The organism is Halomonas campaniensis (genome assembly GCF_014193375.1).
Lineage (GTDB): Bacteria > Pseudomonadota > Gammaproteobacteria > Pseudomonadales > Halomonadaceae > Halomonas > Halomonas campaniensis.
On record NZ_JACHZF010000013.1, the window covers coordinates 21,039 to 35,764 of the forward strand.

Annotated in this window: 16 protein-coding genes; 7 read left to right on the forward strand and 9 right to left on the reverse strand. The window is 69.3% G+C overall.

The window, feature by feature from the left end; translation table 11 throughout:
* Positions 1 to 17: 17 nt before the first annotated feature.
* On the reverse strand, positions 18 to 443 hold the full coding sequence (locus BDK63_RS10130) for a GNAT family N-acetyltransferase (protein WP_183331507.1): 426 nt from the start codon (positions 441 to 443) through the stop codon (positions 18 to 20).
* Positions 444 to 598: 155 nt separating this feature from the next.
* Between BDK63_RS10130 and BDK63_RS10135 the strand changes: the two genes are divergently transcribed.
* A complete protein-coding gene (locus BDK63_RS10135; RefSeq protein WP_183331509.1) occupies positions 599 to 1,189 on the forward strand; it encodes a YajG family lipoprotein in 591 nt (196 codons plus the stop codon).
* Between the two features lie 81 nt (positions 1,190 to 1,270).
* Here the strand turns inward: BDK63_RS10135 and BDK63_RS10140 are convergent, their stop codons facing one another.
* From BDK63_RS10140 to BDK63_RS10150, 3 genes are all read right to left on the reverse strand, one after another.
* The gene (locus tag BDK63_RS10140) at positions 1,271 to 1,912 is read right to left on the reverse strand and encodes a class I SAM-dependent methyltransferase (protein WP_183331511.1); all 642 of its coding nucleotides are present in this window, start codon (positions 1,910 to 1,912) and stop codon (positions 1,271 to 1,273) included.
* 14 nt (positions 1,913 to 1,926) lie between these two features.
* Positions 1,927 to 2,553, reverse strand: a complete 627-nt coding sequence (locus tag BDK63_RS10145) for a TIGR04211 family SH3 domain-containing protein (protein ID WP_183331513.1) — start codon at positions 2,551 to 2,553, stop codon at positions 1,927 to 1,929.
* 220 nt (positions 2,554 to 2,773) lie between these two features.
* Positions 2,774 to 3,103, reverse strand: coding sequence for a DUF1820 family protein (locus tag BDK63_RS10150; protein WP_183331515.1), 330 nt, complete (start codon positions 3,101 to 3,103; stop codon positions 2,774 to 2,776).
* Between the two features lie 145 nt (positions 3,104 to 3,248).
* On the opposite strand from BDK63_RS10150, the gene miaB reads away from it, so the two are divergent.
* The 5 genes from miaB (at position 3,249) to lnt (ending at position 8,717) form a co-directional block, all read left to right on the forward strand.
* Positions 3,249 to 4,592, forward strand: a complete 1,344-nt coding sequence (gene miaB, locus BDK63_RS10155; protein WP_183331517.1) for a tRNA (N6-isopentenyl adenosine(37)-C2)-methylthiotransferase MiaB — start codon at positions 3,249 to 3,251, stop codon at positions 4,590 to 4,592.
* A 150-nt stretch (positions 4,593 to 4,742) separates the two neighbouring features.
* Positions 4,743 to 5,837 carry a PhoH family protein gene (locus BDK63_RS10160; RefSeq protein ID WP_183331519.1) on the forward strand — a complete coding sequence of 365 codons (1,095 nt, stop codon included), beginning with the start codon at positions 4,743 to 4,745 and terminating at the stop codon, positions 5,835 to 5,837.
* Positions 5,834 to 6,346 carry an rRNA maturation RNase YbeY gene (ybeY, locus tag BDK63_RS10165; RefSeq protein WP_183331521.1) on the forward strand — a complete coding sequence of 171 codons (513 nt, stop codon included), beginning with the start codon at positions 5,834 to 5,836 and terminating at the stop codon, positions 6,344 to 6,346. The genes BDK63_RS10160 and ybeY overlap by 4 nt, the downstream gene beginning before the upstream one ends.
* Entirely contained in the window at positions 6,343 to 7,212 is an 870-nt protein-coding gene (locus BDK63_RS10170; RefSeq protein WP_183331523.1) for a CorC family transporter, read from the forward strand. Before ybeY ends, BDK63_RS10170 begins: the two co-directional genes overlap by 4 nt.
* Positions 7,213 to 7,232: 20 nt before the next feature.
* The gene (lnt, locus tag BDK63_RS10175; protein WP_425485953.1) at positions 7,233 to 8,717 is read left to right on the forward strand and encodes an apolipoprotein N-acyltransferase; all 1,485 of its coding nucleotides are present in this window, start codon (positions 7,233 to 7,235) and stop codon (positions 8,715 to 8,717) included.
* 212 nt (positions 8,718 to 8,929) lie between these two features.
* Here the strand turns inward: lnt and phaC are convergent, their stop codons facing one another.
* The 5 genes from phaC to prmB form a co-directional block, all read right to left on the reverse strand.
* Positions 8,930 to 10,750, reverse strand: a complete 1,821-nt coding sequence (gene phaC, locus BDK63_RS10180; RefSeq protein ID WP_183331525.1) for a class I poly(R)-hydroxyalkanoic acid synthase — start codon at positions 10,748 to 10,750, stop codon at positions 8,930 to 8,932.
* A gap of 131 nt (positions 10,751 to 10,881) precedes the next feature.
* A complete protein-coding gene (locus tag BDK63_RS10185) occupies positions 10,882 to 11,316 on the reverse strand; it encodes a phasin family protein (protein WP_183331527.1) in 435 nt (144 codons plus the stop codon).
* Between the two features lie 124 nt (positions 11,317 to 11,440).
* Positions 11,441 to 11,878 carry a hypothetical protein gene (locus BDK63_RS10190; RefSeq protein WP_183331529.1) on the reverse strand — a complete coding sequence of 146 codons (438 nt, stop codon included), beginning with the start codon at positions 11,876 to 11,878 and terminating at the stop codon, positions 11,441 to 11,443.
* Positions 11,879 to 11,960: 82 nt separating this feature from the next.
* On the reverse strand, positions 11,961 to 13,046 hold the full coding sequence (gene aroC, locus BDK63_RS10195; RefSeq protein WP_183331531.1) for a chorismate synthase: 1,086 nt from the start codon (positions 13,044 to 13,046) through the stop codon (positions 11,961 to 11,963).
* Positions 13,047 to 13,080: 34 nt separating this feature from the next.
* Entirely contained in the window at positions 13,081 to 14,031 is a 951-nt protein-coding gene (prmB, locus tag BDK63_RS10200; RefSeq protein ID WP_183331533.1) for a 50S ribosomal protein L3 N(5)-glutamine methyltransferase, read from the reverse strand.
* Positions 14,032 to 14,144: 113 nt separating this feature from the next.
* Here prmB and BDK63_RS10205 point away from each other — a divergent pair, with 113 nt between their 5' ends.
* Positions 14,145 to 14,720 carry a Smr/MutS family protein gene (locus BDK63_RS10205; RefSeq protein ID WP_183331535.1) on the forward strand — a complete coding sequence of 192 codons (576 nt, stop codon included), beginning with the start codon at positions 14,145 to 14,147 and terminating at the stop codon, positions 14,718 to 14,720.
* The last annotated feature ends 6 nt before the right edge of the window (positions 14,721 to 14,726 follow it).

Sequence of the window (14,726 nt, forward strand, 5' to 3'; positions counted from 1 at the left end):
GCCGATGACGCGGGAGGCTAGCGGTCCCAGGTCATCAGGGTCTCACTCTCGCCGGTGAGCGGCTCCACGCGCTCCTCCACGGGCTGGAATCCCAGGCGCCGATAGAAGGAGACGGCGCGGACGTTGCGCGAGTAGACACACAGGCTGAGGTGCGTCCGGGCCGCCATGGCGTGGGCGAGCAGGCGGGAGCCATGGCCGTAGCTCTGTACGTCGGGATCGATGAACAGCGCCTCGAGGTGGTCGTCATTCAGGGCGGCGAAGCCGATCACCCGCCCCTCCACCTCCAGCACGTGGACCTCGGCACGGGGCAGGTGGTCGCGAGCCATGGCCTCGTACCGGGACTCCCAGAACGCGGCGGGAATGAAGTCGTGGGCCAGGCGCGAGGCGCGCAGCCAGATATCGGCGAGGGTCGGGATGTCCTCGGGCGTGGCGGGACGTATCATGTCAGGCATCCATCGGGATTTGCCGATAGTGTAACCTCACGGCACGTGCCGTTGCCCCCCCGGATTTCCGGCGCCTGGTCGGAGGCGATATACTCCCTGCCAGGTTCCACCCCCGGCCGCCTGCCGGCACCCAGCCCCTCGGGAGACTCACCACCATGCCGCGTCGCCTCTTCCTCCGCCTCCTGGCCACCCTGCTGGCCGGCAGCTGGCTGGCCGGTTGCGCCAGCCCCCACTACCTGCAGCTCAACCCCCAGCGCAGCGCCGACGTCCCGGTGACGGGCAGTGGACAGGCGATCACCGTGATCGCCGTGGACGGGCGCGACAGCGAGGTGATCGGCACCCGCACGGGCAGTGCCATGTCGACGGCCACCATCACCGTCAATGCCCATGAGCTCGTACCGCGGCTGCAGCGCGAGGCCGAGCGCGCGGTCCGCGACATGGGCTTTCGCCCCACCACCGAGCGTGCCGAGGGTCGCCCCAGCCTGACCCTGACCCTCGACCATCTGGGCTACGAGCGTGGCCAGAGCCGCCCGGTGGTCGACGAGGCGCGCCTCGAGGCGGTGTTCATCGCCGAGGCGCGCAACGGCGGCAACACCTATACCGGCACCTATACCTCGCGCCGCACCCAGACCTACGCCGTGCGCCCCGATCGCGACACCAACACCCGCATGGTCAACGACCTGCTCTCCGACGGCCTGGACCGCGCCTTCCGGGACCCGGAACTGGGCCGCCTGCTGGCCCGCTGAGCCGGCACCGCCGCCATCACGCAACGAGGGCGCCCCATGGGGCGCCCTCGCCGTGTCCTGGCCGACCGGCCTCACCGCCGGCTACTCCACGGGACCACGCCGCACCAGGGCCCAGACGCTCTCGCGGAAGCCGCTGCGCGGCTCCGGCTCCCCGTCCTCCAGGTGGGTGACCCGGAAATTGGGCGCGAAGAGCTCACGCACCTCCTCGGCGGGGACGCTGAAGGGCGGCCCCGACGCCTCCTCGCCGGGAGCACGGGTCAGGCTGATCAGCAGCCCCCGTGCACCCGGCGGGATCAGCTGGGCCAGGTGGAAGGCGTAGCGCTGGCGAGTGGCCGGCGGCAGGGCGATCAGGGCGGCGCGATCGTAGAAGGCGCCGAGCTCCGCCGCCTGCTCGATGTGGAAATGGAAGAAGTCCCCCTGCCACAGCTCCACATTGCCCTGGCGACACACCTCGAAGACGCCCTGGCGATAGCGGGAGACCATGCCCGCGCCCTCCGCCACGAACTGCTCGATGGCCTCGGGCGCCAGTTCGATGCCCAGCACCGGGTGGTCATGCTGGCCGAGCCAGCGCATGTCCAGGCTCTTGCCGCACAGCGGCACCAGCACCTTGGTACCGGGCCGGGCGCCGAGCAGCGGCCAGTGACGAATCAGAGCCGGATGGGGGCGATCGCGGTGGAAGCCGATACGTCCCTCCCGCCAGCGCTCCCGCCATTCATTGGCCATGGTCTCCCCCGGGCTCAGAACCAGCGGTCGCGTTTCCGCCGACGGCGCGGCAGGTGGGGCACGATCAGCCCCACCAGCAGGCCCGCACCGGCCACCCCGCCACCGTACATGAAGTAGCGCATCAGCAGGTCCTCCTCCTGGGTATCCAGGCGCGCCTGCAGCTGGCGGACGCTCTGGCGCGACTGCTCGGCCTCGGCGTCGAGCTCGCGGTTGCGTGCCTCCAGCTCGGCGATGCGCGCCTCGCGGGTCTCCAGGGTCTCGCGCTGGGCAGCGGTGCGGCTCTCCCACTGCTCGTTGATGCCCTCGAGCTCGGCGGACAGCTCGGCCACCTGCTGTTCGAGTGCCGGCAGGCGCACCTGGGCGCTGGGGGTCTCCTGCAGCTCGTTGGAGAGCACCCAGACGGTATTGCCGTCGGCGTTCTCGACCCGCGAGTAGTCACCGCTGGTCTCCAGCACGCTGACAGGCTCGCCGGCGGTCAGCGTGCCGACGATGCGGTAGCCGTCGGTGGGACCGCTGCGCACATAGGTGGTGAGGGAGTCGGAGACCCAGTGGGTCGCCTCGGTCTGCTGGGCCTGCAGTGGCAGGGCGAGGAGCCCCAGGGCCACGCCCAGGCTGAGTCGTTTGAAGTCGTGTTTGGTCATGCCGTCGTCCTGGCTAAAGCTGGTGGGGTTCCACGCTGACGCGACCCGTGGCCACCGTCGGCTTCCTGCCCACGGCGACGCGATGAGACGGAGTGTCTGTCCACAGCTCCTGTGGACAACTGCCGGGAAAACCGCTGGACAGCCGACGCCAGGCCCGCGGGGGCGGCCGCCGGCACGGCCTGGTCACTCTCTGACCAGGCGGCACCCCTGGCCCCGTGGCTCAGCGGTCCTGCCGGGAGGGTGGCGCGAAGGGCCGCGGGAACTCGGCGACCCGCCCCTCGCTCTTCACCGCCCGCGGCGGCCCCTCGCGCTCCACCTCGTCGATGCGCACGATGGCGTTCAACGGCAGGTAACTGCGGCTGACCCCGTCGAAGGTCCGCCGCAGCTTGTCGGCAGAGGGGTCCACCACCAGCTTGGAGGCATCCTCGAAGACGAATTCCTCGACCTCGATGAAGCCCCACAGGTCACTCTGGAAGATCTCGCGAGCATAGAGCTCCCAGACCTCCCCCTGCTGGTGGAAAACCACCCGATAGATCGGCTTTGCCGCCATGGTGCTGAGTGTTCCTCGACACGGTATTCCGACACGAGGCGCAAGAGTAGCATACTCCCGGGGAGTGCGGCCCATGCTGGCTCCCCCGCCCGGCGGCGCGTACAATACCGGGCTACTTTTCTCAAGGCACGGCCCACTCTCTCTTATGGCGAAGAAACTCTTCATCAAGACGCACGGCTGCCAGATGAACGAGTACGACTCCGCCCGCATGGCGGATCTGCTCGGTGAATCCCACCGGCTCGAGCTCACCGACGACGAGCGCGAGGCCGACGTCATCCTGCTCAACACCTGCTCGATCCGCGAGAAGGCCCAGGAGAAGGTGTTCCACCAGCTCGGCCGCTGGAAGAAGCTCAAGGAGGCCAACCCCGACCTGGTGATCGGGGTCGGCGGTTGCGTGGCCAGCCAGGAAGGCGAGGCGCTGCGCAAGCGCGCGCCCCACGTCGACATGGTGTTCGGCCCCCAGACGCTGCATCGGGTGCCGGCCATGCTCGATTCGCGCCAGCAGGAGCAGATCTCGGTGGTGGACGTCACCTTCCCGGAGATCGAGAAGTTCGACCACCTGCCCAAGCCCAGCGCCGACGGCGCCACCGCCTTCGTGTCGGTGATGGAGGGCTGCTCCAAGTACTGCACCTTCTGCGTGGTGCCCTATACCCGCGGCGAGGAGGTCTCCCGGCCCTTCGAGGCGGTGATGGACGAGGTCATCCACCTGGCCGACCAGGGGGTGCGCGAGATCAACCTGCTGGGCCAGAACGTCAACGCCTATCGCGGCGAGAACCAATTGGGCGACGAGATCGACCTGGCCGAGCTGATCGCCTGCGTGGCCGCGGTGGAGGGCATCGACCGCATCCGCTTCACCACCTCCCACCCGGTGGAATTCTCCGACAGCCTGGTGGAGGCCTATGGCGAGATCCCCGAGCTGGTCAGCCACCTCCACCTGCCGGTGCAGGCCGGGTCCGACCGGATACTCGCCGCCATGAAGCGCGGTCACACCGTCGAGGAGTACGTCGAGAAGATGGAGCGCATCCGCGCGCTGCGCCCCGACATCAGCTTCTCCTCCGACTTCATCGTCGGCTTCCCCGGCGAGACCGAGGAGGATTTCGCGGCCACCATGGACCTGATCCATCGCATCGGCTTCGACCACTCCTTCAGCTTCGTCTACTCGGCGCGCCCCGGCACCCCGGCGGCCGGCCTGGTGGACGACACCCCGGAGAGCGTCAAGAAGCAGCGCCTGGCGATCCTCCAGGAGCGCATCAACCAGCAGGCGATGCAGATCAGCCGCCGCATGGTGGGCAGCACCCAGCGCATCCTGGTCACCGGCTTCTCGCCCAGGGACCCCGGCCAGCTCTCCGGGCGCACCGAGAACAACCGGGTGGTCAACTTCCGCGCCGCCAACCCCATGGAGCTGATCGGCTTCTTCGTCGACGTGGAGATCACCGAGGCGCTGCCCAACTCCCTGCGTGGTGAGCTCGCCTCGCCCGAGATCCACTGACGCCAGGCGCTGACAGCGAGGAGCGCCGGGGGCAGGCCAGACTCCTCTTCCCCTTGTGCTCTGCGCCTCTCGCCATGCTGCCATCATTGCCCCGGCCGCTGCCGGGGCAGTAAGCTGCCCTAAATCCAACTTCCATGGGACCCGCCAGTCTTGAGCCAGCCATCCTCCCAGGCCAACCGCATCATCACCCTCACTCTCGAGCCCAATGACCCGCGCCGCCTGGCCAACCTCTGCGGCCAGCGCGACGAGCACCTCAAGCTGGTGGAGGCGCGCCTGGGCATCACCCTGCGCAACCGCGGCAACATCTTCCAGCTGGCCGGGCCCATCCATCGGGTCAAGGCCGCCGCCAACCTGCTCGAGCACCTCTACCGCGAGACCGAGGCCAGCGACCTGGAGCCGGACACCGTTCACATGTTCCTGCAGGAGTCCGGCCTCGAGGCGCTGGAGGAAGAGGAAGGCGTCGAGGCCGACGGCGAGGTGCTGCTGCGCACCCCCCGCACGCTGATCAAGCCCCGCGGGCTCAACCAGCAGGGCTACGTGCAGAGCATCCGCGCCCACGACATCAACTTCGGCATCGGCCCGGCCGGCACCGGCAAGACCTACCTCGCCGTGGCCGCCGCGGTGGAGGCCCTCAACCAGCAGGAGGTGCGTCGCATCCTGCTGGTGCGCCCCGCGGTGGAGGCCGGCGAGAAGCTCGGCTTCCTGCCCGGCGACCTGGCCCAGAAGATCGACCCCTACCTGCGCCCGCTCTACGACGCCCTCTACGAGATGATCGGCTTCGAGCAGGTCGCCAAGCTGATCGAGCGCCAGGTGATCGAGATCGCCCCGCTGGCCTACATGCGCGGGCGCACCCTCAACAACGCCTTCATCATCCTCGACGAGAGCCAGAACACCACCCGCGAGCAGATGAAGATGTTCCTCACCCGCATCGGCTTCGGCTCCACCGCGGTGATCACCGGCGACGTGACCCAGGTCGACCTGCCCCGCGGCCAGAGCTCGGGGCTGATCCAGGTGCTCGACGTGCTCAAGGGCACGCCCGGCATCGGCGTCACCCACTTCGCCGCCAAGGACGTGGTGCGCCATCCGCTGGTGCAGCGCATCATCGAGGCCTATGACCACTTCGAGGCCGAGCAGGAAGCCGCCGAGCGCGCCCGCAAGCAGGCCCGGGATCAGGAGCGGGAGGCGCTGCGCCTGGAACGCCAGGAGCGTCAGGAGCGCATCGACCGCGAGCGCGGCGAGTCATGAGCCTCCCCCGGGTCGACCGCCAGGTGGCCATCGAGGCCGAGGGACTGCCGGCCCAGGCCGATCTCGAGGCCTGGGTGGCCGCCGTGCTGTCCCGCCACGACGTGCCCGCCGACAGCGAGCTCACCGTGCGCCTGGTCGATGCCGCCGAGAGCCAGGCGCTCAACCGCGACTACCGCGGCAAGGATCGCCCCACCAACGTGCTCTCCTTCCCCTTCGAGTGCCCCCCCGGGGTCGCCCTGCCGCTGCTCGGCGACCTGGTGATCTGCCACCCGGTGGTGGCCCGGGAAGCCGCCGAGCAGGACAAGTCGCTCGCCGATCACTACGCTCATATGGTGGTGCACGGCACCCTGCACCTGCTGGGCCATGATCATCTCGAGGATGACGAGGCCGAGGCGATGGAGCAGCTCGAACGCGAGATTCTCGCCGAGTTCGGCATCGCCGACCCCTACCGTCACGACCCGGGCGAGGCCCCGGGCGCCGATTCCGAGGACAAGAGAACCGACGCATGAGCGAAGACCGATCGAGCGGCCAGGGCAACAAGTCCTGGCTCGAGAAGTTGTTCAGCGCCCTTTCCAGCGACAGTGACGAACCCAGCTCCCGCGGCGAACTGCTGGAGTTCCTGCGCCAGGCCGCCAGCCGCCTGAAGCTCGAGCAGGACGCCATGATGATCATCGAGGGCGCCCTGCAGATCAGCGACCAGCAGGTCCGCGAGGTGCTGATCCCGCGCTCCCAGATCACCGCCATCGCCCTCGACCAGCCGCTGGAGGAGTACCTGCCGGTGATACTGGAGACCGGCCACTCGCGCTACCCGGTGATCGGCGAGAACCTCGACGAGGTCAAGGGCATCCTGCTGGCCAAGGATCTGCTGCCGCTGCTGCGCGGCGGCCAGGAGAACGGCCGGCCGTTCCGCCTCGAGGAGGTCGTGCGCCCGGCGCTGTTCGTGCCGGAGTCCAAGCGCCTCAACAGCCTGTTGAAGGAGTTCCAGGACACCCACAACCACATGGCGATCGTGGTGGACGAGTATGGCGGTACCGCCGGCATCGTCACCATCGAGGATATCCTCGAGGAGATCGTCGGCGAGATCGAGGACGAGCACGACGCCGATGAGGAGGAGGATATCCGCGAACTGGGCGAGGGCCGCTTCGCCATCCGCGCCCTGACCCCCATCGAGGATTTCAACGAGCGCTTCGCCACGCGCTTCTCCGACGAGGAGTTCGACACCCTCGGCGGCCTGGTGATGCAGCGCTTCGGTCACCTGCCCGGACGGGGCGAGCATACCGAGATCGGCGGTTGGCGCTTCACCGTGCTCAACGCCGACAACCGCCGCATCCGGTTGCTGGAGGCAGAGCCCTGCGACGGACCGGACGACGACTAGTCCCGCCCCCAAGGAAGGTCATGATGCACCAGCTGCGCTTCTCCCCGGCCCTCGGCTGCCTGATGGCAGTGATCGCCGGGGGGCTCACCACCCTCACCGCCTCCCCCTTCGAGCTCTGGTGGCTCGGCCCGGTCGCCGTGGGCCTGGTCTACCTGGGCCTCCATGCCCTGTCGCCCGCCCGGGCCGCCCTGCGGGGCTGGTGCTACGGGCTCGGGCTGTTCGGCTCCGGGGCCTCCTGGGTCTATGTGTCGATCCACGACTACGGCTATACCGGCGTGCCCCTCGCCCTCTTCCTCACGGCCCTGTTCGTGGCCAGCATGGCCCTGTTCCCGGCCGTGACGCTGTGGCTCTATCGGCGGCTGTGCGGGCCGCGCCTGGCGGCGCTGAGCTTCGCCGGCGCCTGGGTGCTGGGCGAATGGCTCCGGACCTGGCTGTTCACCGGCTTTCCCTGGCTGCTGCTGGGCTCGGCCCACGTGGACTCGCCGCTGGCCCCTTGGGCGCCCGTCGGCGGCGTCTACCTGCTGTCACTGATCACCGCCCTGACCGGCACCCTGGGCGTGCAGTTTCTGATGCGCCGCTGGTGGGCCGCCGCCCCAGTGGCCGCCCTGTGGCTCATTCCCCTGGCGCTGCCCACCCAGTGGACCCAGCCCACCGGCGAGCCGCTGCGGGTCGCGCTGCTCCAGGGCAACCTCCCCCAGCTGATCAAGTGGACCCCGGAGGGGCAGCGCGTCGCGGCCAATACCTACAGCGAGCTGACCCGCGCCCAGCCCGATGACCTCGACCTGATCGTCTGGCCCGAGGCCGCCCTGCCGATGTTCGAGGAGGAGGCCCGGCCGATCCTGGAGCGCGTGCAGTCCAACCTGTCGCCCGACACCGCCCTGCTCACCGGCATCCTGCAGCGCGACGGCCGGGGCCTCTACTTCAACAGCGTGATCGGACTGGGCAACGCCGAGGGCCAGTACCGCAAGGAACACCTGGTGCCCTTCGGCGAGTACCTGCCGCTGGAGAACCTGCTGCGCGGCACCATCGCCTTCTTCGACCTGCCCATGCCGGCCATGACGCCTGGCCCGGCCCGGCAGGCACCGATCCTGGCGGCCGGCACCTCCATCGGCAATGCCATCTGCTACGAGATCATCTACGCCGACCTGGTGGCCGAACGCGCCCGGGAGAGCGAGCTGCTGCTGACGGTCTCCAACGACACCTGGTTCGGCCGCTCCATCGGCCCCCTTCAGCACCTGCAGATGGCCCGCCTGCGCGCCCTGGAGAACGGCCGCTACCTGCTGCGGGCCACCAGCAACGGCGTCACCGTGATCGTCGACCCCTCGGGGCGGGTCACCGCCCGCGCTCCCCAGTTCGAGGTGGCCAGTATCACCGGCCAGGTACAGCCCATGACGGGCCTGACCCCCTTCACCCGCAACGGCAGCTGGCCGACCTGGCTGCTCGCCGCGCTGCTGATGCTGACGGGGGTCCGGCTTCGCCGGGAGCGCCTAGCGCCTAGCGCCTAGCGCCTAGCGCCTAGCGCCTAGCGCCTAGCGCCTAGCGCCTAGCGCCTAGCGCCTAGCGCCTAGCGCCTAGCGCCGCAGGATGATGCCACTGCCGAGTGTGACGTCAACGAAGAACCCCCGCCGGATGCGATCCGCGGGGGTTCTCGTTATCTACCTCAACACCAGCCGCCCGTTGACGAGCGGCTGGGCGCTAGGCGCCGGGCGCTCGGCGCTTACTGCTCCCCGAGCACCTCGGGGATGGTCATCCTGACATAGCGCCCCGGGGCAGGCTCGAGGATGTCCAGCTCGCCCTCGCCGGGCTGACGCGCCGGCACCATCTTCTCCGGGTCGGCGTAGCCGTTCCCGGTGATCCACGCCTGCCAGTGTGGCCACCAGGAGCCCTCTTGCTGCTGGGCCCCCTCGAGCCACTGCTCCGGGGTCTCGGGCAGTTCGTCATTGGTCCAGTAGCCGTACTTGTTCTTGTGCGGCGGGTTGACGATGCCGGCGATATGGCCGGACCCGCCCAGCACGAAGGTCACCGGCCCCTTGGGCAGCAGGGCGCCGTAGTAGGTGCTGTTCCACTTGGCGATGTGATCCTCGCGGGTGGAGATGAAGTAGCTCGGGGTCGACACCTTGCGCAGGTCGATCTTGACGCCGTCGAGCTCGATGCCGCCCGGCTCCACCAGGCGGTTCTCCATGTACATGTGGCGCAGGTACCAGCCATGGGTCGCCGCCGGCAGGTTGGTGCCGTCGGTGTTCCAGTAGAGCAGGTCGAAGGGCGCCGGCACGTCCCCCTTCAGGTAGTTGCTGATGTAGAAGGACCAGAAGAGGTCGTTCTCGCGCAGCAGGTTGAAGGAGAAGGCCATGACGCGGCCGTCCAGGTAGCCGTCGCGCTCCATCTTCGCCTCGATCCCCTGAAGCACCGGCTCGCTCAGGAAGACGCCGATCTCGCCGGGGTCGCGGAAGTCCTGGAGGGTGGTCATGTAGGTGACCGACTTCACCTTGCGCCCGCGGCGGGTGCTGGTGAGGTAGGCGACCGTGGAGGCCGCCAGGGTGCCGCCCACGCAGTAGCTCATCAGGTTGACCGACTTCTCGCCGGTGGCCTGCTCGATGGCCCCCATGGCGGCGATGGGGCCGAGCTGCATGTAGTCGGCCCAGGTCAGGTCGCGCTGCTCGGGGCCGGGGTTGCGCCAGGAGATAAGGAAGACGGTGTGGCCCTGCTCCACCAGCCACTTGACCAGGGAGTTGTCCTCGCGCAGGTCGAGGATGTAGTACTTGTTGATCCAGGGCGGCATCACCAGCAGCGGTGTCTTGAAGACCTGCTCGGTGGTGGGCGTGTACTGGATCAGCTGGATCAGCTCGTTCTCGTAGACCACGGCCCCGGGCGTCACGGCGATGTTCCTGCCGACCTCGAAGGCGCTGCGATCGGTCATGGTGACGTTGAGCCCCTCGGCGGAGTTGGCCAGGTCCTCGCGCAGCCGGGCCAGGCCGTCGATCAGGTTCTGGCCCCGGGTCTCCTGGGTCCTGCGCATCACCTCGGGGTTGGTGGTGACGAAGTTGGTGGGCGCCATGGCATTCACCAGCTGGCGGGCATAGAAGCCCAGCCGCTGCTTCTGCCCTGCCGGCAGATCGAGGCCGTCGACCAGCTCCTCCACCAGCCGCTGGAACAGCAGGTACTGCTGCATGATCGCCAGGTAGTAGGGGTCCTGGGTCCAGGCCTCGTCCTTGAAGCGACGATCGCCCTTCTCGGGCGTCACCAGCGGCTCGACCGACTCGCCGGCCATGGCCCGCAGGCCGTTCTGCCACAGCTGGAACTGGTCCTGCATCAGCCGCGCCTGGGTCTGCCACAGCTGGGGCGGGTTGCCCATCAGCGACTCGGCGGCCGCCTGGAAGCTGTCCCGCATGTCCCCATAGACGGAGTCGGCGGCGTCGCTGGGCACCATGCGCTCCAGCAGATCCCCCATCAGGGCGCGGTACTCCTCGCCGATCTCCCTGAGCTGGGCGTTCCACGCCTCCAGCTCGGCCTGTGTCGGTGCTTCAACCCCTGGCTGCATTGACCCCTCCTGACGCTCCGGACGCCCTGGCGCCGGTCACGAATAGCACGATCCGCCACGCCCGTGACGGGGTGGCGGCTTGAACAGCGGCGCTGCTCGGGCGCCGTCGGAAACCCGCTTTACCGCGGGGCTCAGCTCTTGCTGCCGCCGCGGGAGGACTGGCTGGTCGCCTTGGCCGGCGCACCGCCCTTCGGCTTCTCGCCGCCGGCGGCCTGGCTGGCGGCCTGCTCGGCCAGCTTGGTCTGCTCGGCGAACAGCTTCTCGAGCTCGGCCTTGAACTCGAGGCTCATCTCGGACAGCGCCTTGGCATCGGCCAGCATCTGCTGAGAGAGCTCGCTCATCATCTCCGCCTGGCGGGTGCTGAAGTCCTTGAGGCCCTCGGCATCGCTGACCTCGCTGGCATCGCGAAGACGCTCGGTGCCCAGCTGGCTGTAGCGCTTCATGGACTCCATCTGGTACTGGGTCATCTTCTCCATGTTGTCCAGCATCAGTGAGTTGAGCTTGCGCATCGGCTCGAAGAACTGGCGAGTCTGCTCGTTGAAGGCGTCGGTCATCTTGTCCTGCATGGTGGTCTCTCCATGGATTGCGACATCGTGGGCGTAGCGCCCCATCGATAATGTTGCACTGCACAAAGCCTAGTCTGCCCGCCGTCAGGTTGCAAGACGATGAAGGTCCAAGGCCGGCCGTGGATCAGCTCTCGCGCTTGGTGCGCGAACGGGCGCTGGCGGTACTCTTGCGGGCACTTCCGGCCTTGGCGGCTCCGGTGCCGGCACTCCCCTTCCCGGACGACGCACCCGAGGAGGAGGCGCTGTCCCGGGACGCCTTCGCCTCGCTCGACGCGGCCTGGGTCGCGCCCTGGCCGGCCTGGCGCAGCATGTCGAGCATCATCTGCTGGTAGCTGCCGAAGCTCGACAGGCCCTGGGAGAGCCCCTGGGTGAGGCCCTGGGGCAGGCCGGACTGCTGCAGGAAGGGCTGCATCAGGCTCATCGGGTCATACCCTTCCACGCCGGACTCCATCTGCTTCTGGATACGCTCCAGCAGGTCCCTCTGGAAGGCCTCCACGTCGGGCAGGCCCAGCGCCTGGCGGAACTCCTCGGGGGTCAGGTCGAACTCGACATTGATCTTCATGGCGGTGCTCTTTCGGGGGACGGGAATGGTGTGCCTGGATGCAGTGTAGCAGCCATGGCCGGCCGGCCCAGTCGCTGCCGCCTCAGCGCAGGCGCGGGGTCGAGACGCTGACCTCGGCGTTCTGGCCACGGTGACGCAGCAGGTGGTCCATCAGCGTCAGGGCCATCATCGCCTCGGCGATGGGCGTGGCACGGATGCCCACGCAGGGGTCGTGGCGCCCCTTGGTGACCACCTCGACGGGATGGCCGTGGACGTCGATGCTGCGACCCGGGGTAGTGATGCTGGAGGTGGGCTTGAGCGCCAGGTGGGCGATGATCGCCTGGCCGCTGGAGATGCCGCCCAGCACGCCGCCGGCGTGGTTGGAGAGGAAGCCCTCGGGGGTCATCTCGTCGCGGTGTTCGCTGCCGCGGCTCGCCACGCTGGCGAAGCCGTCGCCGATCTCCACCCCCTTCACCGCGTTGATGCTCATCAGGCCGTGGGCCAGCTCGGCATCGAGCCGGTCGAACACCGGCTCGCCGAGGCCCGGGGGCACCCCCTCGGCCACCACCGTGATCTTCGCCCCCACCGAGTCCTGGTCGCGGCGCAGCTGGTCCATGTAGGCCTCGAGCTCAGGCACGCGGTCCGGGTCGGGACAGAAGAAGGGGTTGGCGTCCACCGCCTCCCACTGCTTGAAGTCGATGGCGATCGGGCCCAGCTGGCTCATGTAGCCGCGTACCGCAATGCCCTGCGCCGCCAGGTACTTCTTGGCGATGGCCCCGGCCGCCACCCGCATGGCGGTCTCCCGGGCACTGGAGCGCCCGCCGCCGCGGTAGTCGCGGATGCCGTACTTGTGGTGGTAGCTGTAGTCGGCGTGGGCCGGGCGGAACTGGTCCTTGATGTTGCCGTAATCCTTGGAGCGCTGGTCGGTGTTCTCGATCAGCAGGCCGATGGCGGTGCCGGTGGTGACCCCCTCGAAGACCCCGGAGAGGATCCTCACCCGGTCCGGCTCGCGACGCTGGGTGGTGTGGCGCGAGGTGCCGGGGCGGCGGCGGTCCAGGTCGCGCTGCAGGTCCGCCTCGCTGAGCGGCAGCCCCGGGGGGCAGCCATCGACGATGGCGCCCAGCGCCGGGCCGTGGCTCTCGCCGAAGGTGGTGACGGTGAACAGCTTGCCGAAGGTATTGCCGGACATGGGCGCTCCTCCCGGAAATTCAGGGGTCTGGGGATCAGGCGAAGGACGCCGCATGGGCGTCGAGTTCATCGGCGGTCAGGGCGAACACGCCCTGGCCGCCGCGCTCGAATTCGAGCCACAGGAAGGGCACCTCGGGGAAGGCGGCCTCCAGGTGGCGGTCGGAGTTGCCGACCTCGACGATCAGCACGCCGCCGTCGGTCAGGTGGTCGCGGGCCTCGCGCAGGATGCGCCGCACGATGTCCAGGCCGTCGCTCCCGGCCCCCAGCGCCAGCGAGGGCTCGTGGCGAAACTCGGCGGGCATGGTGGCCAGGTCGCGGGCATCCACGTAGGGCGGGTTGGAGACGATCAGGTCATAGCGCCCGGGCAGGCCATCGAAGAGGTCGGACTCGACGGCGCGCACCCGTTCTCCCACGTCGTGGCGGGTGATGTTGATCCGCGCCACCTCCAGCGCTTCGCCGCTGATGTCGGCGAGGTCCACCTCGCAGGTGGGCATGTGCAGCGCCGTGGCGATGCCGATGCAGCCGGAGCCGGTGCAGAGGTCGAGCACCCTGGCGGGCGGCTCCCCGGGGAACCAGGCGGCGAAGCCGTGTTCGATGAGCTCGGCGATGGGCGAACGCGGGATCAGCACCCGCTCGTCGACGCTGAACGGGACACCGGCGAAGAAGGCCTCGCCCAGCAGGTAGGGCAGCGGCCGGCGCGTGGTGATGCGGCTGCGCACCAGGGCCACGATGCGGCCGCGCTCCATGGGCAGCAGGCGCGCATCGAGCACGCCCGGGTCGACGTTCCACGGCAGGTGCAGGGCGCCCAGCGTCAGCGCCACCGCCTCGTCCCAGGCCGAATCGGTCCCGTGGCCATAGAAGAGCCCGGCCAGGTGGAACTCGCTGGCCGCCCAGCGCAGGCAGTCGCGCAGGGTGATGAGCCCGCCGCGCAGGTCGGCGTCGGAGAGCTGGAGCGTCGAGTGGGGGGCGTCGTTGCAAGCGGCCACGTGGCATCCTGTGGTTGGCGGGCGGGAGAGCCGATTGTAACCGCCAGGGCGGTTCACAGCCACGCCGCGCTGGTTATACTGTGCGCCCCTGCCGCCACCACAGCAGCCCTGCCATGAGCCGAGATCGCCACCGCCCCGACGACGAGGAGATCGGCGCCTTCCGCCAGGCCCTTCAGGAGGCCGGCGTGCGTCCGATCAAGCGCAACCGCGCCGACCCCGGCCGGCCGCGCAGGCGCGACGCCTCGGCCGAGGCGCGCCGCGCCGCCGCCGAGGCCGCCCGGGACGACACCGGCACCGGGCGGACCTCCGACGGCCGGGTGGAACCGGTTCGCCCCTCGGAGTACCTGGACTTCGCCCTCCCCGACCTGCCGTGGCGGACCCGCAGCCAGCTCAAGCGCGGCCAGATCGCCTGGGAGATCGGGCTGGACCTGCACGGCCATACCCTCGAGGAGGCCCGGGCCGAGCTTGAGGCCTTCCTCCGCGAGGCGGCCGCCGAGCGGCGACGCTGCGTGATGGTGGTCCATGGCAAGGCCTGGGGAACCAGCAGCGACTACCCGGTGATCAAGAGCCACGTGAACGCCTGGCTGCGCGAGTGGCCCGGCGTGCTGGCCTTCTGCTCGGCCATCGAGGCCGACGGCGGCACCGGAGCGCTCTACGTGCTGCTGCGCCGGCGCGGCAACGCGGCCTGAGCCGGC